General features: G+C 49.7%; 25 protein-coding genes and 1 pseudogene. 22 read left to right on the top strand and 4 right to left on the bottom strand.

Annotated features, from left to right (window positions below; genetic code table 11):
* The first annotated feature begins 11 nt into the window (after nt 1–11).
* From MHB80_RS19440 to MHB80_RS19415, 6 genes are all read left to right on the top strand, one after another.
* Nucleotides 12–1,232 (top strand): Ger(x)C family spore germination protein, encoded by a 1,221-nt coding sequence (locus MHB80_RS19440; protein WP_341278510.1) that lies wholly within the window; start codon nt 12–14, stop codon nt 1,230–1,232.
* A 10-nt stretch (nt 1,233–1,242) separates the two neighbouring features.
* On the top strand, nt 1,243–1,470 hold the full coding sequence (locus MHB80_RS19435) for a hypothetical protein (protein ID WP_341278509.1): 228 nt from the start codon (nt 1,243–1,245) through the stop codon (nt 1,468–1,470).
* A gap of 17 nt (nt 1,471–1,487) precedes the next feature.
* Nucleotides 1,488–2,588: an endospore germination permease gene (locus MHB80_RS19430; RefSeq protein WP_341278508.1), complete on the top strand. Its 1,101-nt coding sequence runs from the start codon at nt 1,488–1,490 to the stop codon at nt 2,586–2,588.
* A gap of 138 nt (nt 2,589–2,726) precedes the next feature.
* On the top strand, nt 2,727–3,125 hold the full coding sequence (locus tag MHB80_RS19425) for a phage holin family protein (RefSeq protein WP_341278507.1): 399 nt from the start codon (nt 2,727–2,729) through the stop codon (nt 3,123–3,125).
* Between the two features lie 88 nt (nt 3,126–3,213).
* Nucleotides 3,214–3,609 carry a hypothetical protein gene (locus MHB80_RS19420; protein WP_341278506.1) on the top strand — a complete coding sequence of 132 codons (396 nt, stop codon included), beginning with the start codon at nt 3,214–3,216 and terminating at the stop codon, nt 3,607–3,609.
* Between the two features lie 192 nt (nt 3,610–3,801).
* On the top strand, nt 3,802–4,191 hold the full coding sequence (locus MHB80_RS19415; protein WP_341278505.1) for a cytochrome C oxidase subunit II: 390 nt from the start codon (nt 3,802–3,804) through the stop codon (nt 4,189–4,191).
* Nucleotides 4,192–4,388: 197 nt separating this feature from the next.
* Here the strand turns inward: MHB80_RS19415 and MHB80_RS19410 are convergent, their stop codons facing one another.
* Nucleotides 4,389–4,646, bottom strand: coding sequence for a hypothetical protein (locus MHB80_RS19410; protein WP_046230008.1), 258 nt, complete (start codon nt 4,644–4,646; stop codon nt 4,389–4,391).
* A gap of 111 nt (nt 4,647–4,757) precedes the next feature.
* On the opposite strand from MHB80_RS19410, the gene MHB80_RS19405 reads away from it, so the two are divergent.
* The 7 genes from MHB80_RS19405 (at nt 4,758) to MHB80_RS19375 (ending at nt 9,330) form a co-directional block, all read left to right on the top strand.
* A complete protein-coding gene (locus tag MHB80_RS19405; RefSeq protein ID WP_056029594.1) occupies nt 4,758–5,045 on the top strand; it encodes a Dabb family protein in 288 nt (95 codons plus the stop codon).
* A gap of 230 nt (nt 5,046–5,275) precedes the next feature.
* Nucleotides 5,276–5,716 carry a HepT-like ribonuclease domain-containing protein gene (locus MHB80_RS19400; protein WP_341278504.1) on the top strand — a complete coding sequence of 147 codons (441 nt, stop codon included), beginning with the start codon at nt 5,276–5,278 and terminating at the stop codon, nt 5,714–5,716.
* A gap of 72 nt (nt 5,717–5,788) precedes the next feature.
* Nucleotides 5,789–6,460, top strand: a complete 672-nt coding sequence (locus MHB80_RS19395) for a metalloregulator ArsR/SmtB family transcription factor (RefSeq protein ID WP_341278503.1) — start codon at nt 5,789–5,791, stop codon at nt 6,458–6,460.
* A gap of 84 nt (nt 6,461–6,544) precedes the next feature.
* The gene (locus MHB80_RS19390; protein WP_341278502.1) at nt 6,545–7,069 is read left to right on the top strand and encodes a DUF948 domain-containing protein; all 525 of its coding nucleotides are present in this window, start codon (nt 6,545–6,547) and stop codon (nt 7,067–7,069) included.
* Nucleotides 7,062–7,634: a YtxH domain-containing protein gene (locus MHB80_RS19385; protein WP_341278501.1), complete on the top strand. Its 573-nt coding sequence runs from the start codon at nt 7,062–7,064 to the stop codon at nt 7,632–7,634. Before MHB80_RS19390 ends, MHB80_RS19385 begins: the two co-directional genes overlap by 8 nt.
* A 376-nt stretch (nt 7,635–8,010) precedes the next feature.
* Entirely contained in the window at nt 8,011–8,820 is an 810-nt protein-coding gene (racE, locus tag MHB80_RS19380; RefSeq protein ID WP_341278500.1) for a glutamate racemase, read from the top strand.
* A gap of 270 nt (nt 8,821–9,090) precedes the next feature.
* The gene (locus MHB80_RS19375; protein ID WP_341278499.1) at nt 9,091–9,330 is read left to right on the top strand and encodes a hypothetical protein; all 240 of its coding nucleotides are present in this window, start codon (nt 9,091–9,093) and stop codon (nt 9,328–9,330) included.
* Nucleotides 9,331–9,462: 132 nt separating this feature from the next.
* Here the strand turns inward: MHB80_RS19375 and MHB80_RS19370 are convergent.
* Nucleotides 9,463–9,884, bottom strand: a pseudogene (locus MHB80_RS19370) (transposase); the annotation flags it as partial.
* A 199-nt stretch (nt 9,885–10,083) separates the two neighbouring features.
* Here MHB80_RS19370 and MHB80_RS19365 point away from each other — a divergent pair.
* From MHB80_RS19365 to MHB80_RS19345, 5 genes are all read left to right on the top strand, one after another.
* The gene (locus tag MHB80_RS19365; RefSeq protein WP_341278498.1) at nt 10,084–11,058 is read left to right on the top strand and encodes a M14 family metallocarboxypeptidase; all 975 of its coding nucleotides are present in this window, start codon (nt 10,084–10,086) and stop codon (nt 11,056–11,058) included.
* Nucleotides 11,059–11,256: 198 nt separating this feature from the next.
* Entirely contained in the window at nt 11,257–11,493 is a 237-nt protein-coding gene (locus MHB80_RS19360) for a hypothetical protein (protein WP_341278497.1), read from the top strand.
* A gap of 50 nt (nt 11,494–11,543) precedes the next feature.
* Entirely contained in the window at nt 11,544–11,846 is a 303-nt protein-coding gene (locus tag MHB80_RS19355; protein ID WP_341283032.1) for an iron-sulfur cluster assembly accessory protein, read from the top strand.
* A gap of 44 nt (nt 11,847–11,890) precedes the next feature.
* Complete coding sequence (locus MHB80_RS19350; protein WP_341278496.1) at nt 11,891–12,115, top strand: DUF1450 domain-containing protein; 225 nt, start codon at nt 11,891–11,893, stop codon at nt 12,113–12,115.
* Between the two features lie 120 nt (nt 12,116–12,235).
* Nucleotides 12,236–13,678: a S16 family serine protease gene (locus MHB80_RS19345; RefSeq protein ID WP_341278495.1), complete on the top strand. Its 1,443-nt coding sequence runs from the start codon at nt 12,236–12,238 to the stop codon at nt 13,676–13,678.
* A 110-nt stretch (nt 13,679–13,788) separates the two neighbouring features.
* Here MHB80_RS19345 and MHB80_RS19340 read toward each other — a convergent pair whose 3' ends face one another.
* Nucleotides 13,789–15,867, bottom strand: a complete 2,079-nt coding sequence (locus MHB80_RS19340; protein ID WP_341278494.1) for an LTA synthase family protein — start codon at nt 15,865–15,867, stop codon at nt 13,789–13,791.
* A gap of 66 nt (nt 15,868–15,933) precedes the next feature.
* Nucleotides 15,934–17,100 carry a class I SAM-dependent RNA methyltransferase gene (locus MHB80_RS19335; RefSeq protein ID WP_341278493.1) on the bottom strand — a complete coding sequence of 389 codons (1,167 nt, stop codon included), beginning with the start codon at nt 17,098–17,100 and terminating at the stop codon, nt 15,934–15,936.
* Between the two features lie 115 nt (nt 17,101–17,215).
* Here MHB80_RS19335 and MHB80_RS19330 point away from each other — a divergent pair, with 115 nt between their 5' ends.
* From MHB80_RS19330 to MHB80_RS19315, 4 genes are all read left to right on the top strand, one after another.
* Nucleotides 17,216–17,848: an O-methyltransferase gene (locus MHB80_RS19330; RefSeq protein WP_341278492.1), complete on the top strand. Its 633-nt coding sequence runs from the start codon at nt 17,216–17,218 to the stop codon at nt 17,846–17,848.
* Nucleotides 17,849–18,278: 430 nt separating this feature from the next.
* Nucleotides 18,279–20,051 carry an ABC-F family ATP-binding cassette domain-containing protein gene (locus MHB80_RS19325; protein ID WP_341278491.1) on the top strand — a complete coding sequence of 591 codons (1,773 nt, stop codon included), beginning with the start codon at nt 18,279–18,281 and terminating at the stop codon, nt 20,049–20,051.
* Between the two features lie 163 nt (nt 20,052–20,214).
* Nucleotides 20,215–21,114, top strand: coding sequence for a DMT family transporter (locus tag MHB80_RS19320; RefSeq protein WP_341278490.1), 900 nt, complete (start codon nt 20,215–20,217; stop codon nt 21,112–21,114).
* 102 nt (nt 21,115–21,216) lie between these two features.
* Nucleotides 21,217–21,999: an MOSC N-terminal beta barrel domain-containing protein gene (locus MHB80_RS19315; protein ID WP_341278489.1), complete on the top strand. Its 783-nt coding sequence runs from the start codon at nt 21,217–21,219 to the stop codon at nt 21,997–21,999.
* Nucleotides 22,000–22,789: the final 790 nt, after the last annotated feature.

Genomic DNA, 22,789 nt, shown 5'->3' with positions numbered 1-22,789 from the left:
GAGGATAAAGCATGAGCAGATTTACCAGGCGAGCAGGCAAGCTGCTCTTGCTAGTGCTGATAGGGTCGCTTGCCGCTTCTGTGGTCAGCGGCTGCTGGAATCGGCGGGAGCTGGATACGCTTGGCATTCAGCTGGGAACAGCCATTGACAAGGTTGGCAATCAATACCGCGTATCGGTGCAGGTTGTTATTCCTAGCGAGCTGTCGGCCAAGGCAGGCGGGGGAGGGCGCTCGCCGGTAGCCATGTATGAGGCGACTGCTCCAACCGTATTTGAAGCGTTCCGCAAATTGACGGAAACCAGCTCGCGAAAAATATATTCCGCGCATATCCGTGTGCTGATTATTGGGGAATCGCTGGCGAGGGAGGGTATTGCCAACGTACTTGATCTGCTGTCACGAAATCCGGAAGCCCGGACGGATTTTTACTTAATGATTGCGCATAAGGCGCCGGCCAATCAAATTTTGAGAATTTTGACGTCGCTGGAGAAAATCCCGGCGGAAAATTTATTTTACGCGCTGGATACGTCTGCCAAGACGTGGGCTCCTACGACAACGGTTACGATAGAACGTTTGATTGAACAGCTAGTAACAGACGGTATTAGCCCGGTGCTAACCGGTGTACAGCTGGAAGGCAATGCCCGTGAAGGGGAAAATATTTCAAATATCCAGCAGGCAGATTCGCGAACGCGTACCCGAATTACGGGGCTTGCTGTTTTTCATTCTGACAAGCTTGTCGGCTGGCTTAGTGAAGTTCACAGCAAAGGCTACAATTATATAATGAATAACGTGACAAGCACGGTAGGCCATCAGAAATGTCCGGATGGAGGCTATATTGTCATGGAGGTTATACGCAATAAAACAAAGCTTACACCAAAGGTCGTTGACGGGAAGCCAGTCATTAAGGTGAAGATGAAGCAGGTCGCATCGGTGGCCGATGTGGAATGCAAAATCGATTTAACGAAACCGGAAACGATTGAAATGCTTGAAAAAAACGGGGAGAAAAGGCTGCAAGAGTTTATTCAGGGAGTAGTTGAGCATGTACAGAAAACGTATAATACCGACATATTTGGCTTTGGCAATACGTTTCATGAATACATGCCCGCGCAGTGGGAAAAGTGGAAGGACGATTGGGATGAGCTTTTTCCGCAGGTCAAGCTGGAATTTGATATTGAGGTTCAGGTTCCAAAGATTGGCACGACAAATGATGCGTTTCAAAACTATATGAAGAAATGAGTGAGGCCAAGTGGCTGGAATTTTATTCATATCGGCTCTGGCCATAACGCTTGCATGTCTTGAACTGCCGAAGCTGGCGAAAAAGGGCTGGAAGAAAGAAATCGTTGTTTATTTGATTATGCTGCTGGGTGGGGCTTTTCTGAGCATATGTGCAATCAACCAAATCAGACTGCCCAGTCCATTAAATATTATTGTGTACATTTATAAGCCGATGGAAAATTGGTTCAATGCATTATAATTGGAGGGGGCGAGGGCATGCTGAAGCGGGAAAGCATAAGCACAAGACAAATGGCAGTACTCGTGCTATTTTTCATCGTGGGCGACATGTTTTGGTTTATTCCAACCTTGCTCGCATCCATTCTGGACTCCGATGCATGGATTCCCTCTTTGCTGAGCATGTTCTCAGGACTCGTCGTCGTCTGGTTTATAGATAAGTGCCACCGCCTTTTTCCTGGACTTACGTTGATCGAGATTTATCGAACTGCACTAGGAAAATGGCTGGGCGGCCTATGCAGCCTGTTTTTTTTATATCTGCTTTTCAATGCTATAGGTGTTCAATTGAGGGTCGTTGGCGACTTTGTTACGACTCAAATGTTGCCGGAAACACCAGCTCAGGTAACCGTCCTAATGGTTACACTTATAGTTGTCATTACCTTAAGGGCTGGTCTGGCTGTTTTTGCAAAATCGGCCGAGATTTTTATCATGGGCGTGGTGCTGATGTTCATCATGTTTATTGTTATGCTGCTTCCGGAAGCATCCCTCTCCAACCTGCTGCCTGTATTTCACCATAAAGCAGTGGACTATGGCAAAGGTGTATTGTATGCGACCTCATTTCCCTATTTTCAAATGGTTACCTTGCTTATGTTCTTTCCTTTCATGAAGCAGACGGACAGCTGGACCAGAGATTTTATGCTGGCTTCTCTAGTAGCAAGCTTTTCTTTATTTCTGATCGTTATTATGTCGCTGCTCGTACTGGGCGAGTACATGACGGAGCATCAAATTTATGCTGCCTACGCTATGGCCAAAAGAATTAGCATCGGCCGATTTATAGAACGGGTAGAGGCTGTGTTGGTCATCAGCTATATCGTTTCGACCTATGTGAAAATGACAATTAATGCTTTTGCCTTTATATATGGCATAACTCAGTTTCTGGGTCTGCGAGAACAACGTGCAATGATATTCCCCTTAGGATTACTAATATTTGGAATTTCTTATGCAATTAGTTCCAATATTCCGTATATTAATGGATATTCATCCATTTGGCCCTTTTGGGATTTGACCAATATTCTGCTTTTGGTCCTGGCAGCGGTCATCATGGTAGTGTTTAAGAAAGGGAGGACAAGCAATCTGGGGTAAAATTAGAAAGAAGCTATTAGATCTGGACAGCAGATGAAAGAGTTCTACATAGTTATATGCATATTTAATAGAATGAACAGGCCATCCCTAATCTCTCGGCATACGATAGTGTATAGATTGAGAAGAGGAGGATACCTGATGCCAGGGTTTGTATATCTTTGCTCCATTTGTGCGTTTTTAGGCTCTATTGTGACTTTTGCTTTTGGCGTATGGATGGAATCGCTTACACTGCTCATCGTTGTCATGGCTATAGACTATGTGACCGGGGTGTCTGCATCATTAAAGGAAGGACGGGGCCTTAATAGTTCATTTGGAGCGTGGGGGATTGCTCGCAAAGGGCTTATGCTGCTCGTCATACTCATCGCACACCGTGTAGATCTGCTATTGGATGCCAACAATATGACGATGGGAGCAGCCATTTATTTTTATATTGCCAATGAATTAATCTCCATCACTGAAAATTACGGAAGATTGGGTTTGCCGCTTCCAGATAAGATTCGCCAAATGATTGAAGTTTTAAAAGATAAAAATAAATAATGTTCATCGTGCAGCACTTGTATATAGCAGCTCGCTTTGTATATAATAGGAACAAATGTTCTTATTGCGAAGGGGGCTGTTTATTTCGATGAAGCCATTGGAGAAACCGACTGCGCGAGTACTGGTTATGAAGCGAGAGCCGATACAGAGAGAGGAGGAGCTTGTGCTTGCAAGGCGTTATGTGCTGCTGGGCATCATTGTGAGGATTTTGGATCATGATATTCGTGTGCTTCATTCAAGCGAAGCAAAGCTGCCTAAGCTTTATGAGACGATGCTGCTTGGCTTACAGGACCGTGTGCTGCTGGAGCTGGCTGCTCTTCGCAAGCAGCTTCGAAGCAAGGGTATTGAGATGCTTGAGGAGATACGAAGTGAGGATGGGCTGGAGGCCCAGTATATTTGCCGAGGCTATCGCCACCGCTTCATTTTATTATGGGGGTATATTCGATCGGAATCTGAGCAGCTGCTTCGGACGTATTGTCGATAATAATAAGTTCTGCTTTACAATTGAAAAGTCAAGCTTCACTCCTGCTGCTTTTAGTGAGGAATGAGAAAAGTTCATCATTTTGTCATAATCTCCAAAAAAGTTTTCCCCTTAGTCAGTTTAAGCTTGAGTACATACGACAATCTTATGTAATATAAGAAGTAAACATTAGATAGTAAAGGGGAGTACGTTGTAATGTATAAGTGGATTATGTTTGTATTAATGACAGCGGCATCACTGCTAGGTGTTTATTTGCTAACAGTAGGTTTGCCTGCAAAGCCAGTGGATGAATCTGCTGCATTGCCTGAAGGAACGGTGCTAGTTAACGTACAAGCCAACGCAGATTTCACTTTTGATCAAACAGAATATAAAGTGAAGGTTGGAGACAAGGTCATTCTTCGTCTGAAAAACAAAAGCGGTATTCATGGTTTGAAAATTGATGAGCTGAATGTTGATCTTGAAGGCGAGCAACTGGAAACAAATATTGAGTTCGACAAGCCAGGCGAATATGTGATGCATTGCTCTATCCCATGTGGTACAGGGCATACGGAGATGAAGACGAAGCTTATTGTAGAAGCGGCTTAATAAACGAATTTTTCATTAAAAAGAGAAGGTGCTCTGGGGCGCTTTCTGTCACATAGGTTTTATAAACAAGAAGAGGAGCCGGCTGGCTCCTCTTTTTAAAAATATAAGCAAGTATAAGTTACCCCCTTATAATGGGCTCATATTTCACCTGCGAAATGGTAGCTTTGCCGCCAGAGGACGGCTTTCGGCCGTTTACGCTAGGCGCGATAACGCGTTCTGGATGAGGTGCGGTACACGATGGTGTCGGCAATTAATCCGAGCAGCGCCCATGTTGCGACTGTAAGTACATACATGAGCATTACACTTACCTCATGAACATCAATAAACAAATCAACAAACCAGGCTGGGACGCTGAACATAAAAAACACCATGTTATGCGGATCGTAACCGGTGGAATTATACAGGCATAAGGCGAGTCCAATCAAGGCGGCGATGGCCGTGAATTTATAACGCATGTTAAATCAGTCCTCTCTCATCGGTTTGACGTTGCCGGAATACGGCTGCTTGGGTTATTATGTGACAAAAGGGTTTAAGCAATTCCACTAGTTGAAGGGAGTAATACAATAATGATTACGCATATTGTTTTGTTTAAACTAAAGGATAACAGTGCCGAGAGCGTGGAAACGACCGCACAGGTGCTTCGCAATATGGAAGGTAAAATTGACGAATTAAAATCGATTACGGTTGGTTTGGACGTCCTGCATTCCGAGCGTTCTTATGATATTGGCCTAATCACAACTTTCGAATCGCTTGATGCGTTGGCAGCTTATCAGGTTCATCCGGTGCACCAGAAAGTAATTGAGCATATGACCCAGGTTCGCGAAGCGTCTGTCAGCATCGATTTTGAAAGCTAGGGAGCTGCGAGGAAATTAGTACCGCTTTTGTAAACAAATTAGCGGTGCTTTATTTCGTCGCAATCTCCAAGACACGCCAGCCTTAAGAGAGGACGTTAGTGGCAATGGGAGAAGACGTATATCAAATAATGACGTATTTAATCGTCATTATTGCCAGCAGTATTATTATGGTCGCTGTGCTAAAGCGCAAGGCCAAAAAAAAGAAGTAACGATAAAGGTGGCGTAGCGGTATGTATTACGTGAATCGCGAACAAATTGCGGTGAGGCTTGATGCCATTCCTGACATAGCTGAGGCGCTGAACTTAATTGCAGCACAGTGGGATGGCAGCATGCTGCAAGGACTGGCACAGGAGCGGGCGCTGCATCTTGCAGTTGAAACGGTTACTGATGTCGGCAGCTATCTTATTGACGGATTTATGATGCGTGATGCGAGCAGTTACGAGGATATTGTTGATGTGACGGGAGCCGAAGGCGTATTTTCCGCAGAGCTGCTGCCGACATTCAAACAATTGGTACAGCTGCGCAGGCCGCTCGTTCAGCAATATTATGAATGGCAGCGGGCCGAGCTGCATCCGCTAACAAGGCAGCTCGCTCCGCAATTGCTGCGCTTCAAACAGGAAGTGGAGCTTTATCTGGAGCGCGAGCTGGTTGATTTTGAGGGGAAAGTTTAATCCGAATCGTACACACCATACTTTGAGAATATGTTACAATACCTGTAACAAGCGTTCGAAGGTGGCGATAGGATGAAGCAGCAAAATCAACGAAGCTCCGGTCCTGCGCCGGATAAGAGAACGTCTCCAGGCTTTACGCGTCAGCGCATTTTGCATTTGCTCAAGATGAATGGCTCCATGAATGCCGCGCAGCTTGCAAGCGAGCTTTCGCTGACTGAAATGGCCGTAAGGCGGCATATGTACGCACTGGAAGAGGAGCAGACCATTCAGATTGTTACGGTCAAGCAGGCTATGGGAAGACCGATGCATCGTTATGAGCTCACCGCTCACGCGGATGACCGTTTTCCGAAAAACTACCATACGCTGGCGCTCGATTTACTTGGCGAGCTGGCAGATGAGGCCAATACGGCAGGTCTCATTACTCGTATGTTTGAAGGGCGCAAGCAGAAGCTGCTGGAGCGTTACGCGCCTCGAATGGCGGGAAAAGCGCTGGAGCAGAAGGTGCTTGAGCTTGCAGCTATTCAAAATGCTGGAGGCTATATGGTTGAGGTCGAGCCGGCAGGCGAAGGGCATTTTGTATTAAATGAGTATAATTGCCCAATTGCTCAGGTAGCGAATCAATATCAGCAAGCTTGCAGCTGTGAGCTGACGTTATTTCAGTCGCTGCTTCATGCTGAGGTAGAGCGGACCGAATGTCTCGCTAAAGGCGGGAACAAATGCACATACAAGATAAGTGCCGTATAGGTATCATATATGTTAATGGGATAAACCGATGGATAGGCAGGTCATAAGACCTTGCTCTAGCCATCGGTTTTTTTGCATGCAGTTGTGTCAAGCCAAGCCCATGCTGCTTATAATGGCATTACGAAATGGGCAGATGCCCTGCTCTGGTCAACAGCGGGAGGTGAACGGGCGATGGACGTTATAGCGGGATGCGCGATAGCAGCGACGTTAGCATTTATTGGGTTGGTGGCGGGCCTATTGCTTGGCTTGCGCAAAGGGCTGGTTCAGCTCGAAAGGCTGCAAACAAGTGCTGATGAGCTGCGGGGACAGCTGCAGCATACAGCGACCGAGATAGTCGCTTTAATAGAACCAGCGAAGCAATCCCTCCTGCTGGTGCACCAGCAGCTGCAAAATGTCCAGTCCTTGTTTACAGCGGCAGGACAAATAGGCGAGACGATTGAGCAAACGACAGAAACCGTTAGCAAGGTCTCCTCGCTGTTGTCCGAATCCGCTGCTGAGCATATAGCGAAGGCTGAAACGAGAAATAAGGCAAAAGAAGCGATGGAATGGGCAGAGCTAGGTATGCTGGCGTGGCAGCTTTGGCAAACTAAGCGCAAGCATAATGGCTGACAGCAACAACGGCGCGAAAATGGCGGAATGCGCCGCAATTATGAAGGGAGCGAATCGTATGGCAAAGCAGAAGCAAACGAAAGGATTTTTGTTGGGGGCATTGGCGGGGACGGTCGCCGGGACGGTTACAGCGCTGCTGCTCGCTCCAAAAGCAGGCAAGGAGCTGCGTCAGGATATTGCAGGCGGCGTTCACGATCTGAGCGAAAAAACGGCTAGAGCAGTGGAACAGGCCAGCGAGAAAACGACTAGAACGGCTAGACAGCTGGGCGATAAAGCGGTTCACATCGCAGATCGTGCCAAGGATGGAGCAGAGGCATTGATCAGCAGTGCGCGTACATGGAGGAAAGGTGAGCCCCAATTTACGACGGAGGCTGCCGGCGAAGTGGGGCAAACTGGCTTGGTGGAAGCGGCAAGCCGCTCAGAGGAGCTGGAACTGGAACTGGAAACGGAGGAAACGGTGGAAACGGTGGAACTGGAAACGGAGGAAACGGTGGAAACGGTGGAAACGGTGGAAACGGTGGAAGTTGAAACGGAAGTGGAAGCCACTGAAACGATTGAAAAATAGGGCGTCGACCGCTCTGTGAAGCTGCATTAATATCAGGAATTGAGCAGCAGCAATGCATGGAGCCTGCCTTAAATAGGGAGCAGGCTCTTTCCTTTTGTCTAAATAGAAGCATGTATAAGTTACAATTATAATGGGCTTCTATTTCACCCGTGAAACGGAAGCTTTGCCGCCAAAGGACGGCGACAGCCGTTTCGCCTTGGCAGCTTCTGACCATATTTTCCAGGGCATGTATCGCGCCGTATCTTAAGCGTATTTCTTGATGGCCGTACATAATTGAGATAAGATGTAGGTACGTTTTGATAGCAGAAAACATATGCTGTTGATGAATTATTCTCCTTATGAGCGACTACATTACGTTTAAGAAAGCGGTGTGTTTGTGCAGCAACCGATAGCCATACTAGACTCAGGAGTGGGCGGGCTTACCGTCGCCAAGGAAGTTATGCGCCAACTGCCGCGTGAAAAAATTATTTATTTTGGAGATACGGCTCGAACGCCGTATGGACCGCGCCCTTCTCAGGAAGTCGTTCAATTTACACGGGAAATTGTCGATTATTTAATCCAGTTTCGGCCGAAAATGATTATTATAGCTTGCAATACCGCTACGGCAGTTGCGCTTGAGGATATACGTTCTAGAGTAGACATACCTGTCATTGGTGTTATCAATCCCGGGGCAAGAGCAGCCATCAAGCGCACCCAGACGGGCTGTATAGGTGTCATCGGTACAGAAGGCACGATAAGCAGCGGCGCTTATGAGCTGGCTCTCAAGGAGCTGTCACCAAGCGTGCGTGTTATAAGCGAGGCTTGTCCGTTATTTGTTCCGCTTGTAGAGCGGGGCAATTTTCGTTCCAGCGAAACGTATGAGACGATTCGCCGATCTATCGGTCACTTAAGCCAATATCCGATGGATTGCCTCATTTTAGGCTGTACGCATTATCCTTTTTTGACAGAAGCGATCGCTGAGGTTATTGGCTCCCGCATTGAACTCATCAGCTCGGCAGACGAGACGGCTCGTGATATTAGTACGATCCTTCATGATAAGGGCCAGCTTTCCCGAGGCGAAGTGCTGCCTATTCATCAGTTTTTCTCCAGCGGCGACCCAATAATGTTCAAAGCCATTGCCCAGCAATGGCTTGGCGAGCAAATTGAGCTGACGCCTGTCGTATGGCAGGTGCCGACGATCGGATAACGGCTCTAGCCGTCTCTGCCATCCTTCGAAAAAGCTTTCCAAGCCGCTGGCAAGTGGCAGAGGCCACTGAAAAACTTGTGATTTTAGAGGAGAGCAATCAAGCACAAAATAAAAGACGACCCAAATTCCCGTTTTAAGGAATATCGGTCGTTTTTTCGCTTTCTAGACAGGCCATTATGGCTGTAAATGAAAATATAAATTCAATAACGACAAGTTTTCAAGCAGTTATCCAAATAATTCCGCCTAAAATAGAATAGGATGGTGATTTTCTTGGACGAGAACATCCGTAAATTTATAGAATGGTCTGTAAATGAGAGACGTTTTGTGCTAATTGGCGTAAAAGAGAAAAACGATTTCGTACGAGGTTTTTGTGAAGATATGGACGAAGAATTTTTAACACTTCATTCATTGGAAGGGGAAGTTATAAAAATCCCTACAACCGAGATAATTGATTGCGCCAGTCCGGTAGATCAAAGCATCGAGGCATTGACCCGTAAATTAGAAAATTAACACGCGTTATAATTCACAGCGGCAGCCTAGAAAATTTCGGCTGCCGCTTGACGTTGAAGACATAATACGAATTGCGACATAAGGAAGGAGCCTAACCTATACGAATCGAAAGAGAATGGGGAATGTACTAAAGTTCTTGTCATCCGACATTTCCCGTGGGGACTTCTGATTGTACCGAGCTTTTGTATGGGGCGCGTCGACGATGATCACTTTACTCTGGATTACACCTTTCTCGATTGCAATGGCTACCGTTTTGTTGATCAGCAGGTCCAACAGATTCATATCTTTAGCCGCAACTTGCGGAACTTGGTTAACGAACGGGAGTCAATCACCGACTCTTCTGGGGCCATATCCAGAAAGTACTTAAACGACATGTCGTATGTAGATCGCTCGACAAGATCACCGTCAGACCATTCAAAAAGGGCTTTAAGCAGCAAGTACTTAAACATCCGGATCAGTTTGATAGCATTTCTACCCTTGTTCAGGCAATCGTTTACTTTCAGTTCTTCATATACAAAAGAAAAGTAAACGAGCTCATTGATTTGCCGCAGCATATTATCCTTGGGTATAACCAGTTTGTAAAGTTAAATATATGGACTGACAACCAGCGTTTGCTGCATTTGAATCATTAGCTCACCTGCTTTCCTGTATTCCTTTCATTAATACAAGAAAAAAGGTACATTCTCCTCATTTTTCATGAGTGAATGTACCTTTCTTGCTTCAAAAGGACTTTTTCAGTGGCCTCCAAGTGGCATGGGAGGCTTTTTTGCCGAATATACTCGGAGGGAGAAGCAATTTTGGAGCGAGGTGAGGCATACGGATAATGAAGTAGGGGGAGGAAAATACGGCTATCAGGAGCTGCTGGCGGACTGCCGCGAGCTGACGGGGGCGTACCCATTTGTCACCGTTCATACCATTGGGCATAGCGTGCTGGGCAAGCCCATCGTTGCGCTGCGCTGCGGAACGGGTGCAAGAAGCATTCATATGAATGGGGCGTTCCATGCGAATGAATGGATTACGTCAGCTTTGCTTATGCGATTTGTAGCGGATTATGCTGCGTCTTGCGCTGAGGGCCGCTCCATCTGCGGGGAGATGGCAGCACGTCTGCATGAGGAGACGACGCTGTGGGCGGTGCCCATGGTCAATCCCGATGGCGTGGAGCTTGCGCAGCAAGGAGCGCTGCCCGCCCACCCTTTCTATTCCCAGCTCATGGCATGGAATGAAGGCCGGGAGTCATTTGCCGATTGGAAGGCGAATGCGCGCGGCGTTGATTTGAATGACCAGTTTCCGGCGCATTGGGAGGAAGAGTGTCAGCGGCGCGAAGTTCAGGGGCCAGGTCCACGCGATTATCCGGGACCTTATCCTTTAAGTGAGCCAGAAGCGATGGCGATGGCGAATTTAACGACAGCACAGCGCTTTGATTTGACCGTCGCGCTGCACACGCAGGGCGAGGAAATTTACTGGAACTACCGGGGCTATGAGCCAAAGGAATCGGAGCAGCTGGCGGAGCGGCTAGGGCTCGTCAGTGGCTATAAGCCCGTGAAGCTGACAGGCAGCGATGCTGGCTATAAAGATTGGTTTATTCAGCGTTTTAGAAGGCCGGGCTTTACGATTGAAGCGGGAAGGGGAGAAAATCCGCTGCCGCCTCAGCAACTGCCCGCCATCTATGAGTCGGTGAAGCCGCTTCTTGTGGAGGCATTGTCGCTTCATCGGGCACGGGAGCTTTAGCCATTTTCAAATGCAAGCACTGTACGTAAAGCGGGGAGCGAATAGCCGCAGGAAATGAAGCGAAAGCTTCGATTTCCTGCGGCTATTGCCGGATGTATGGGGTAGAGTAGCGGGAATGCCCGCCTTTAGTCCAGCTTTGCAGCGGATATGGTTATGCTATAATGAAGGCGAAAATAACAAAGAAAGGCGGCGAAAGACATGCGTAAATTTTTATCGCTCCGGCATTGGCAGCGCACGTTCGGCCGAATTTTTCAGCTGCTTCGCTCCAAGGAGGTTTCCTGGAAAGACAAGCTGCTGTTCCTTGTTCCGGTGCTGCTGTATTGGGTTTTGCCTGACGCATTGCCCTATTTGCCGTTTGATGATATAGCCGTGACGATGATTGTTGCAGAATGGTTTGCCCGTAGAACCGAGAACAAGTATAATAGGATAAGCTAAAATTTTTTTCTAATTGCTGGTTAGACAAATGAAGGAGTGTTTAAGTGATGATGACAGTCAAAATTTCGCGCAATGCGGCAAAGATATTGAAGCTTGAGCTGGACAAGCCTGAGAATGAAGGAAAGAAGCTTCGCGTACATGTGACGCATTCTCACGGCGACCATGCGCATTATGGTATGGGCATTGATGATCCGACGGATAAAGATATTGTCGTATCCACAGATAAAGATATCGAAGTTATTTTGGAGAAGGACAACAAATTCCTTGATGGCATTCGCATTGACTACTTCTATGTGCCTGAAGAAGGCTTTGCCATTACGAACCCTTCCCAAGGCAATCACGGCGACCACTAACAGGCTGTGATACCGAAGACAATACGGAAGTAGGACTAACAATAATGGCTAATGATATAATGGTATGTGACAAATGCAGGTATTATCAGGTTAAGACTTTGGTGCCAAAGCTGCAAAAGCTTGTGCCCGATGCGGAAATTCGGGTTGGCTGCAAATCTTATTGCGGGCCTTGCGCTAGGTCGCCATTTATTTTTATTAATGGGCGTTATATTAAAGGCGCTACAGAAGATGAAGCGATTGAGAAGGCCAAACGTTACATTAAAGGATAGTCAAGATAGGGCAGCAGTGAAGGGACTCAACATCTGTTGAGTCTTTTTTGCATCAGCTTTTCCATTGTGAAAAAATCAAGCGACCTTCCTCGAAAGGTCGTCATGAGAGGTTGAGTGAGCATGCGTCGTTTCCGCTATTATATCGCTGGATTGGTTCTGGTCTTGCTGTACATTGTGGCTGTCGAACTGATCTGGCTCCCCGCACCGCTGAAGCTGGCCGCTTCCGGCATGCTTTGGATTGATATGATCAACTGGCTGCTTTATTTGCTTGCTGTCATTCCTTTGCTTTGGCTGGTGGGCGTCTGCCGAGGCATTGTGGAGCGCGTGAATCGAAGCGGCGGTTTTGCGCCTGTTGCCACTATTCGTTTCGAGCGGCTGCTTGCCGTTGTTCAATACGGCATCGCTATAATCGGTGTGTCTGCTATTTTTTGCATTGCTATTTTCCCGCAAAGGTTAATGCTGTCGCTGCCGCTCATCGGCGGCATGCTGCTGATCGTATGCATTGAAATGGTCTGGAGCGAGCTGCTTGCAAGGCGAAGTCATTCGAATCGCGGAGGGCGCTGGCCTAAAACCTTTATTTGGATGCTGGGCTCTGCGCTGGCCGCTGCTTTTGTACTCGTGTACCCGACAAATTATATCGTCACTTATCCGGGGCTTACGATGAACATGAACCGCTACGCCCATGTCGAAGGAGGAGCCGCTGGAGGCAGCATTAGCGGCGTGCTGGTGTTTGATCGGCCTGCGGTGCCTGCAGACTGGCTCTACAGCCTGGTGCTGCCGGAATATACGTTTGAGCGCAAGCCTGAGAATGAGCCCTCCTTGTCAGAATCCTATACGCTCGTTTCCACGATGAAAACCGATGCGAACAGTGTAGCCGCGGCGATTGCCGAAGGCAAGGCGGGCATAGGAAATGGCGTAACAACGACGGGGGTCCGCATTGTTGGCATGACGAAGGATTCTATTGCACAGGGCGTACTCGTTCCTGGTGATTTAATCGTCAGCTTAAATGGCAAGGCGGTGGATAATGTGATGGAACTCACCTCCTTTATGGCAGATCCAGCCTTTGTTATACCGGGAAAATCGGTTCAAGTCGGTGTTCAAAGAGGGACGCTGGCAGAAAAATTAACGCTTGAGGTGAAGACAGCTGCCGCAGCAGCTACCGATCAATTGCCTGTGCGCGCCGTATTCGGCATATCGGTGCAAAATGAACTGAAGCTGGATGCCCCAAGGCCTGTCAGCTATTATTCGTATATTGCCCATATCGGCGGTCCGTCCCATGGCGCCATGCTGACGCTTGCGCTTTTGGATCAGCTTACGCCAGGCGGGGTGACGCATGGGCTGAATGTTGCCGGCACAGGCACGATAGAGCCGGACGGCTCGGTAGGCCTTGTAGGCGGTGTGCCGCAGAAGGCTTATGCGGTGAGCCGGACCGATGCGGATGTTTTTTTCGTACCGGAGGAGCTTGCGCCGGAGGCGAAGAGCGCAGCGCCGGCGCTGCTCGTCGTGCCGGTAAGGACAATCGACGATATTTTGCTCTGGCTGCAAACCCATGGGAAATCCTGACCAAAGGGTGAAAATAAACCGGAGGGGCTGGCTGCTTGTTTATAAGCGAGCCCCATAAAAATCCCCCATGACACGCCGCGATACAAGCGGTGTGTCATGGGGGATTTGCTTTATTTTTGAACGGCCATTTGATGGCTGCCCGCCCGAACCATGCTTGCAGCATGAAGCTCCGGGATCAAATTATGAATGACCAGAAGGTCCGACATGGACAGCTCGGCTTGCGCGGCAGCACGCAGGCTGAGACAAGGAGCCAGCTCTCCAGGTGATTGCTGTGCTACGTTCCAGCATATGCCATGCTCGGCAAGCCCATCTGCAGAAGGGATATAATAAACGTCGCCATTCGTAAATGCGCCATTGCGCAGCACAACGAGCTTGCGGTTCTGATTTTGCAGCTGCGGCTGACTCATGCTTTCCGTAATAAGCGGTGTTCCTATCATAGCAAGCTCGCTGGAGGATATTCCGAGCAAATGCAGCAGCGTTGGCGTGACATCCAGCTGTCCGCTCGGAGAGGGATATGTACCTGCATAACGATTGTCTGGCAAATGAACGAGAAACGGCACCTGCTTCACGATCTGTTCCCGCTCCAGCTCATTGAGCGGTTCGCCCAGAAACGTTTCAAACAAGCTCCAATCGCTGATCGAATTATCATGATCGCCATACATGGCAAATATCGTATGCTCCCAAAGTTCTTCCTGCTGAAGCCGTTCAACGAGTTCGCCAAGCGCTTCATCCACGTAATGGATTGCTTGCAAATAATCGCCCATCATCGTGCCTTCAAGCTCGCCGAGCGAAAGCTTCTGGTCAGCTTCTGGCATTTGGTAAGGATGATGGCTGGACAGCGTAATGAGAAAAGAATGAAACGGCTGCGGCTGCTCGGCAATTCGGTCAAGCGATTGGCGGAAAAAGGATTTATCTCCAAGCGACCAGCCGATTGGCTCGTCCAGCTCGTATTGTTTTTTGCTAACAAAAGCATCGTATTTCATATTCGCGTACATCGTATTGCGGTTCCAGAAGCTTCCTTCATAGGCGTGGAAAACACTAGTGTAGTAGCCGTTATTATGCAGTGTCTGCGGCAAGCATTGAAATGCATTCCCGGCATATTGAATAAATACCGAGCCGCTGGCGAGCGGTTGAAGCGAGCAATTGCTGGCAAAATCAGCGTCCGACGTTCGGCCTTGCGCGGTTTGGTGGAAAAAGGAGCTGAAATAAGCGCTGCTCTTCACCAGCTTATTGACGTTCGGTGTTATTTCCTGGCCGTTGAACGACCTGTTAATCATGAAGTTTTGGAAAGCTTCCGCCTGTACCAAAATAATATTGCTGCCTTTATACGCTCCAAAGCTCAAGTCCTGCTCCAGATTGGATCGCGATTGCCCGGATTCCTCCGTCCAGGCGCGCACCTGAGAAGTCGTCTCGGCAGAGACGGCTTCTGCATTAAGCCAATTCAGCGAGGCATAACGGTACAAATCATAGCCGTGAAAGCCCAGAGCACCTGTCACATTGTACAGCGATAAATTCCACCAGTTGCTTTCGAACAATCCTTTTGCCCATGTGCGCTTGGCATCATTAATGCCGCCAAAGGTAAGCATCAAGCCCATCACCAGCAGGACGGAGCTTAGGAGTAAACGCCGTGCGATTGTTCCCCAAGGCGACTGCTTGAAGATCGGGAATAAAGCGGCCTCAGCGTTTGTGGCAGCTGGCAGGGCGACTGCCTTAGCAGCGCGCCGCTTCCATGCGAGCAGACAGATATAGCCAAGCAGCAGCGGGATATCCGCCAGCAATATAAAATCCTTCGCCTCCAGCAGCGTAGCGATGCTGCCCCCTAGTGCCTCTACCTGCCTTGCCTGCAGCAGGACAGGTACGGAAATCAAATCCTCGAAGTAGCGATAATAAATTAAATCGGCATACAAAATAGCCGAAAACAGGGCATTCATCGCGATGAGCGTGATGAATCGGCCCCGCAGCGGCAGCAGCAGCGTCCAGAAGCTGCAAAGTGCAAGGGTGCCAATAGCGATTTTGACATCGTAGACGTTCATTTTCATATTAGGCACCGCTATAAATAAATCAAAGGCATACAGCTTAAGCAGCAGTACTCCGAAAAAGAGCAGGAGCTCCGCGCCATAGGGACGCCGTCCCCAGCGGGCTGCCGCTTGCAAGCTGTAAGCTAGAGCTTTGCGAATTTTTTGACGCATGAATTGAAAGTTCCTCTCTAAAAGTCCCTTTCCTCTCCTGATTGGTGAGTCTATTTCTCTCTATTATTATTTTTCCGATGATTGGGATTTGCGGTTCGCATACAGGCCGCCTGGTCCGAAAAATTGATAATAGTTGCATTCAATCCGACCGTTAAACAGCTTGCGTTTCTTGTCGGCAGGACGGCCCATATAATGCTCGATAGCGGCAACAGGCGTAAAAGCGAAAAATGACCAAGTCGGCAAATGGAGCGCCGACATGCCGAACTGGCGCAGCGCCGCTTCCGCCTCGCGATCATCGCCAAGACGCTCTCCATAAGGCGGATTCGTCACGATGACACCGTATTCGCCCTCGGGCTTAATCTTTGCTGCTGGCATGACGCTCAGCTTGATGTCTTTGCCGAAGCCGGCTTTTTTGATGTTGGCTGTTGCGATTTCGATGGCGCTCGGGTCAATATCCGATCCGGCAATTTGCAGCGCCACATCATCCTTCACCGCATCAAAAGCTTCTTCGCGCGCCGTTTCCCACAGCTGGTCCGGCACAAGCGGCCAGCCCTCGCTGTTGAAGGAGCGGCGCAGCCCTGGAGCGACGTTCCAAGCCAGCATAGCGGCCTCGATCAGAATAGTACCCGACCCGCAGAACGGATCGTACAGAGGACGCTCGGGCTGCCAGCGGCTAATTTGCAGCAGCGCGGCTGCCATCGTCTCGCGCAGCGGCGCTTCCGTCGCCACATTGCGATAGCCCCGCTTGTGCAGGCCAGCTCCCGTCGTATCGAGCGTCAGCTGCGCGCGATCATTAAGCAGCGTCACTTCGATGACGTAGCGGCCCTCATTTTCCGGAAACCATTCAGTTCCGTAGCGCTCTTTCATTTTTTCTACGACGGCCTTCTTCACGACGCTCTGGCAGGCAGGGACGCTGGACAGCTGCGACTTGTGGGAACGTCCGTCCACTGGGAACTCGCCATCTCCGGGAATCCAGTCAGGCCAGTTTAGCGCCTTCGTGCCTTCAAACAGCTCCTCGAAGGTGGTCGCCTGAAATTCGCCCATCTTGACCAAAATCCGTCCGGCCGAGCGCAGCCATAAATTCGTGCGGCAAATATCGATTGGCTCGGCTGGGAAGGTAATGCGTCCATTTTCTACTGTCAGATCGGTATAGCCGAGGTCCTTAAGCTCGCGTGCGACAATCGCCTCAAGGCCCATCGGCGTCGTTGCGATCAATTCAATTTTCGTTGTCATTCGTGTCACTCTCTCCTTCGTATGTAAAGCGGCAGTTGAATCCTCACGGTCAAAATCATACAATCAAGTATAGTAAACGCAGCTTGTTTTGACAAATGAAAGGATGAGTTAAAAAATGACGAACGAAAATGAACAATATGCAGATAGCTTATATAAGGAAGATTTAGACCTGATTCGGGTGCGCGAAACCCTTGCGGCAAGCGGCATGCCGGACATTTCCGTTGCTGACGGCTATGGCCGGCTGCTGACGATGCTCGTCACCATGTCAGGCGCGAAGCAGCTGCTCGAAGTCGGTGCCCTTGGCGGCTACAGCGGTATTTGCCTGCTGCGGGGAGCGGGAGAAGGCGGACGGCTGACGTCGCTGGAGCTGAAGGCGGAATACGCGGAGGTCGCGCGCGGCAATGTGGAGGCAGCGGGCTACGGACAGGCTGTCACGTTCAAAATTGGCGATGGCAAAGCGAGCTTGGAGCAGCTTAAAGCAGAGGGTCAGCAGTTTGATTTTTTCTTTATTGATGCGGATAAGGAAGGTTATCCCGCGTATTTGGAATATGCGCTCGCTTTAGCAACGCCAGGAGCCGTTATTGTAGGAGACAATGTATTTTTGCGTGGACGGACTATGAATGCGGCCAGAGTTGGTCCGGCTATACAAGCGGTAAGAGCGTTTAATGAGCGGATTGCAAATGATGAGCGGCTGCTGAGCACGGTGCTTCCCGGCTATGATGGACTGGCTATTGCGATTGTTAAATAACAGGTGAATGGCGATGGCAGGGCAAAGGATTGTCTGTCTGATTAGCGCGGGGCGAAGGTTGACGCTCGCAAGCTCATTATTTTATAATGAGGGGGAATTAAAATCAGCGCCCCGCGAGAGAGGGAACGGTGTCCGAGGAACATGAGAAAATAACCTATTCGTTCAGAAGCTTGTAAATGACAACTTGTGATTCATTAAAAGTTCATTTTCTGAAGATAGGATTATTGCGCCCATTTCCGGACATGCCCCGTACATTTCACCCTCGATACGGTAGGCTTTGCCGCCAAAGGACAGAGACAGACGTTTCACCTTGGCGTGCTTGTTTGCTGCTATACGTGAACAGGGGTAACTGCATGCTTTTTCGGAATGGCTATAATTGGCGAATAATCCTCTTCAGATCGATACTTATTCGAGCTGGGGAGGTTTTTTTATGGGAAAATTAGAGGTTAGACATATAGAAATAGCAGTACAGGATCGATTGTTAGGCAAGCTGGACGGTGTCTGGGAGCTGGGTGACCGCGATCGCATTGGCATCATTGGCGTCAATGGTGCGGGCAAATCGACGCTGCTGGCTGTGCTGGCAGGCAGGCTGGAGCCGGATAAAGGCACATTGACCCGCAGCGGCTCTATTGCCGAGCTGCGCCAGGCAGCGGGCTATCGGGGCGAGGCAGCGGCGGATGAACAAGCAGCGCAGCTGCCCTCGGATGTGCTCAGCGATAAGCATGAGCTGCAAGAGGACGTGATTTGCCGCTCCCGCAGCCATAGCGAAGGGGAAAATGCCAGCCGCTGGCAGGCGCTGGCTGCGGAGGAGGCGAAAGGCTTTGGCAGCGGAGGCGAAAAGACGAGAACGGCGATAGCTGAGCTGTTCGCAAGCGGAGCGGAAATATTAATTGCGGATGAGCCGACGAGCCATTTGGATGCGGCAGGCATTCGCCAGCTGGAAGAAGCCTTCGCGGCGTATCCGGGAGCCGTCATTTTCGTCTCCCATGACCGCGAGCTGCTGGACCTTGTATGTACCTCGATTATTGAGCTGGAGGATGGGGAACTCCTTATTTTCAAAGGCAATTATTCGGCTTATAAGCGGGAAAAGGAGGCGAAGCGGGCCCGCGAAGCTTTTGAATACGAGCAGTACGCCAAGGAAAAGAGCCGTCTGCTGGGTTCGCTCGCCAAAGTGCGCCAAGCGGCAAAGGGCATCAGCCACAAGCCGAAGCGAATGAGCTATAAGGAGGCGAATCTAGGGCTGGAAGGCATGCGCAGCTCGCAGGCGAAGCTGAACAAGGCGGCGGATGCGCTGGAAAGCCGTTTGGAGCGGCTGGAGGTGAAGCAGAAGCCGGCAGAGCTGGAAATGCCCTTGTTCGATACGCAGGTGCATGAGCCTTGCCGCAGCAAGCATGTGCTCAGACTGGATCAGCTGGAGGCAAAGCTGTCAGATGGCCGCAGGCTGTTCCACGAGCTGTCCGTTCAAATCAAGCCAGGCATGCGCATTGCGCTGGTAGGCGGCAATGGGGCGGGCAAAACGACGCTGCTTCGGAGCATATATGAGTTAGCGGAAGGGGTTGTAGTGGCCCCATCCTGCCGTATGGGCTATTTTCGCCAGGATTTATCGCTGCTGGATGAATCCAAAAGTGTCCTGCAAAACGTGTTGGCATCAGCCGTCTATCCCGATGCACATGTGCGAACCGTATTGGCAAGGACGCTGTTCAAAGGCGAGGATGTGTTTAAGCAGGTGGCGCTGCTGAGCGGCGGCGAACGGGTGAAGGCAGCGCTTGCGAAGCTGCTGCTGGGGCGGCATAATACGCTGCTGCTCGATGAACCGTCCAATTATTTGGATATTTACGCCCGTGAGCAGCTGGAAGAAACGCTTCGGGCGTATCCCGGAACGATTATATTTGCTTCGCATGATCGGCGCTTGGTTAGAGGGGCGGCGACACATATCCTGCAACTGCTCGGTGACGGGGAATGGCGCTTCAGCGAGAATGAAGCGGTTGACGATGGCGGCGCTGCTGCAAGCAACTCGGCAGCAGCAGGAACGGAAGCGGCGAAGGCGAGCGTGGAGCAGGAGGAGCTGCGGCTGAAGCTGGAGCAAGAGTTCGCTGAGACGTTGGCGCTGCTGTCGCTGCCCCAGCGTTCAGCCGAAGACAAGGCGGCGCTGGAGCTGAAATTCAGCGAGCTGGTCGCTAAGCGTAGGGAGCTGGAGCTTTAAAACGCAGCTAATCGCGCAAGTGCAAGTCGCGCAAGCTTTATTTTTCATGGCGGAAGCGTCTTGGAAAATAAAGCTTTTTTGCTGCTGCGTGTAACATTTATTTTATTTATGCTGAAAACTAATGTATCATTCGGTAAAACGACCACACAAGGAGCTGTTCAAAGTGCCTGGTATTTCCCGATCAGCGGCAACGATATATTTAATTTTTCTCGTGTTTATATGGGGCATTAATTGGCCGCTCACCAAATATGCGCTGGACTTTTCTCCACCCTTATTATTTGCAGGCATTCGCACGCTGATTGGCGGTATTTTGCTTGTAGGCTTTGCGATTTGGAAGCGGGGGCCGCTGCGCCTAAAGCAGAATTGGCATATTTATCTCATTGCTTCGATACTGAACATCATCTTGTATTACAGCTTTCAGACGATAGGGCTCCAATATATGCCGGCTGGACTGTTCACGGCGATTGTCTTTTTGCAGCCTGTGCTTCTCGGTGTGTTTGCATGGCTTTGGCTTGGCGAGGCGATGTATCCGCTAAAAATTTTCGGTCTGCTGCTAGGCTTCGCCGGCGTTGCGGCGATTACGACGGGCGGCATCTCCGGCCATATTTCCGTGTGGGGCGTGCTGCTTGCGATTGCATCGGCCATATGCTGGGCGGGAGGAACGATCTATACGAAAAAAATGGCGCCGCGGGTCGATTCCCTTTGGATGACCGCGATGCAGGTGGTCATTGGCGGTATTGCCATTTTGGGCGCAGGGTCGGTGACCGAAAGCTGGTCCGATATTGTATGGAATATGCCATTCATATTCGATACGCTGTTCATCTCTGTTTTTGTTATTGCGGTCGGCTGGCTTATCTACTTCAAGCTAATTCGCAATGGCGATTCAGCGAAGGTCGGCTCGTTCATGTTTCTGATTCCGCTTATAGCGATCGTGTTCAGCGTATTGTTTTTGAATGAGCATGTAACGATTAATTTGGCGGTGGGCCTCGCGCTTGTAGCATCCAGCATAGTCGTAGTAAATCGGAAGCCCCGACGCTTGAAGAAAGAGCTTCCTGTGCTATGATAGCAAATAGAATCGTCGTATAAATATAAACGGGCGCTGCCGCTCTATGGGGGCAGCGCCCGTTTTATGCAGTTATTTTGCAGGAGACAGGAGAAGAGGGCATTGGCAGAAAAACCGGCAGTTGGACTTGTAAAAACACGGATTGGGACGATTAAGGAAATGAACCGTTACCCGATTAAATCGTTTGCGGGTGAGCGGCTCACATCCAGCAGGGTGGAGACGTATGGGCTGTACGGCGACCGCAGCCATGCTTTTATAGATGAAACGAAGCAAGGCTGGGACAGCTTTATTACGGCGCGGCAAATTCCGGCGATGCTTGGCTACAGGGCGAAGCTCCAAGGCAATGCTGATTGTGAAAAGGGTACGGCAGCGGCTTCCGAGTTTCCCGAAGTGACGGTCACGTCGCCTGACAATCGCGAGCTCGCCTGGAGCGAGCAGCTGCTCGCCGAAATACAGGCGCACACCCGCACGACCATTACCATGCGGCGTTATGCGCCGCAAACACTGGATTTGCTAGGCGCGGATGCCAGCAGCGTGCTCATTGTGACGGATGCGCTGCTAAGCAGGCTGGAGGCGATGTGGGGCAAGCCGCTCGATGCGCGGCGGTTCAGGGCAAACCTGATTGTGGCGCTTGCGGGCGATGCGCCGGATGAAGACAGCTGGATCGGCAAGCGGCTCCAGCTTGGCAGCGCGGAGCTGCGAGTAGATGAGCATTGCGAGCGCTGCTCCATGATTGCGCTAGACCCCGATACGCAAGAGCGGGATATGTCGCTGCTCAAAAAAGTAAATCAGGAGCTTAATCTGCATGTCGGCTTGTACGCCTCGGTTACGAAAATGGGGCTTGTGCATGTTGGTGACGAGCTATTCCTGCTGTCTGACGATTGAGTAGGCAACAGGAATGGGACAACAAAAAGTGGATAACAGGATAAGCGATGTCCTTTATCTGGGGAATTAGTAGAGGATACACTAAGTGCACAACCAAGCGTAAACGACAGACGCCTTACTCTGGCGGCAAAGCTACCGTTTCGCGGCTTATATTTTGAAAAAGCAGCCCCGGCGTAAATGCCGAGGCTGCTTTATCTCCTTTTTCCCTGTGAAGTTTACGTTACAGTTTTGCTGTCAGAGGAAATGTGACCACCACAAATGGCTCGTCAATGACTAGCCCGTCTTCGATCTCCCTTATTGGCAGCCCGAGCATATTGACAAATCGCTTCACCTTTCCGGTGAAACTATTAAAAACAACGAGCATTCCAGCTCCTCCGTATCATGCATTACACCAATGCAACGGTAAGTTTTATTTAGAATAGAAAGAATATTGAATCTATTTACAATAATAAAACCCCAACATCTTGAGTGTTGGGGTTGTGGTTAAAATTCCTCTACGTGTTCGTGTTACCGATTCTCTGCCGGCCAGTCGGGCTTGCGTTGGCTTGCATTGCATCAAGTGTGACTAAGCTGGATTTTTTTAGAGCAGCGGTTACCCCCAGATGCTCAATAATTGTTTGATTGTTTCGAACAACGAGTGGGGCTTGTGGTGAAGGTTCGCTGATGATCTTGTTGAGCAAAGAAAATAAAGTTTTAGACTGAAATGGCTGACCCACCCGACCAACCGTGTTGAATCAACCTCGTCAGTCTAAAACTTTATTTTCTTTTTACAGTCAGCCGATTATTCAGG

Origin of the sequence: Paenibacillus sp. FSL H8-0537 (assembly GCF_038051995.1) — a bacterium.
Lineage (GTDB): Bacteria > Bacillota > Bacilli > Paenibacillales > Paenibacillaceae > Pristimantibacillus.
The sequence above is the reverse complement of the archived record's forward strand: the minus strand, read 5'-3'. Positions and strand labels throughout refer to the sequence as shown.

Bases quoted from the DNA above. Each gene is read 5' to 3' on its own strand.
- MHB80_RS19440 (WP_341278510.1), top strand. From the start codon at position 12: ATGAGCAGATTTACCAGGCGAGCAGGCAAGCTGCTCTTGCTAGTGCTG.
- MHB80_RS19430 (WP_341278508.1), top strand. From the start codon at position 1,488: ATGCTGAAGCGGGAAAGCATAAGCACAAGACAAATGGCAGTACTCGTG.
- MHB80_RS19425 (WP_341278507.1), top strand. From the start codon at position 2,727: ATGCCAGGGTTTGTATATCTTTGCTCCATTTGTGCGTTTTTAGGCTCT.
- MHB80_RS19420 (WP_341278506.1), top strand. From the start codon at position 3,214: ATGAAGCCATTGGAGAAACCGACTGCGCGAGTACTGGTTATGAAGCGA.
- MHB80_RS19415 (WP_341278505.1), top strand. From the start codon at position 3,802: ATGTATAAGTGGATTATGTTTGTATTAATGACAGCGGCATCACTGCTA.
- MHB80_RS19410 (WP_046230008.1), bottom strand. From the start codon at position 4,646: ATGCGTTATAAATTCACGGCCATCGCCGCCTTGATTGGACTCGCCTTA.
- MHB80_RS19405 (WP_056029594.1), top strand. From the start codon at position 4,758: ATGATTACGCATATTGTTTTGTTTAAACTAAAGGATAACAGTGCCGAG.
- MHB80_RS19400 (WP_341278504.1), top strand. From the start codon at position 5,276: ATGTATTACGTGAATCGCGAACAAATTGCGGTGAGGCTTGATGCCATT.
- MHB80_RS19395 (WP_341278503.1), top strand. From the start codon at position 5,789: ATGAAGCAGCAAAATCAACGAAGCTCCGGTCCTGCGCCGGATAAGAGA.
- MHB80_RS19385 (WP_341278501.1), top strand. From the start codon at position 7,062: ATGGCTGACAGCAACAACGGCGCGAAAATGGCGGAATGCGCCGCAATT.
- MHB80_RS19365 (WP_341278498.1), top strand. From the start codon at position 10,084: ATGGGAGGCTTTTTTGCCGAATATACTCGGAGGGAGAAGCAATTTTGG.
- MHB80_RS19360 (WP_341278497.1), top strand. From the start codon at position 11,257: ATGCGTAAATTTTTATCGCTCCGGCATTGGCAGCGCACGTTCGGCCGA.
- MHB80_RS19355 (WP_341283032.1), top strand. From the start codon at position 11,544: ATGACAGTCAAAATTTCGCGCAATGCGGCAAAGATATTGAAGCTTGAG.
- MHB80_RS19350 (WP_341278496.1), top strand. From the start codon at position 11,891: ATGGCTAATGATATAATGGTATGTGACAAATGCAGGTATTATCAGGTT.
- MHB80_RS19345 (WP_341278495.1), top strand. From the start codon at position 12,236: ATGCGTCGTTTCCGCTATTATATCGCTGGATTGGTTCTGGTCTTGCTG.
- MHB80_RS19340 (WP_341278494.1), bottom strand. From the start codon at position 15,867: ATGCGTCAAAAAATTCGCAAAGCTCTAGCTTACAGCTTGCAAGCGGCA.
- MHB80_RS19335 (WP_341278493.1), bottom strand. From the start codon at position 17,100: ATGACAACGAAAATTGAATTGATCGCAACGACGCCGATGGGCCTTGAG.
- MHB80_RS19330 (WP_341278492.1), top strand. From the start codon at position 17,216: ATGACGAACGAAAATGAACAATATGCAGATAGCTTATATAAGGAAGAT.
- MHB80_RS19325 (WP_341278491.1), top strand. From the start codon at position 18,279: ATGGGAAAATTAGAGGTTAGACATATAGAAATAGCAGTACAGGATCGA.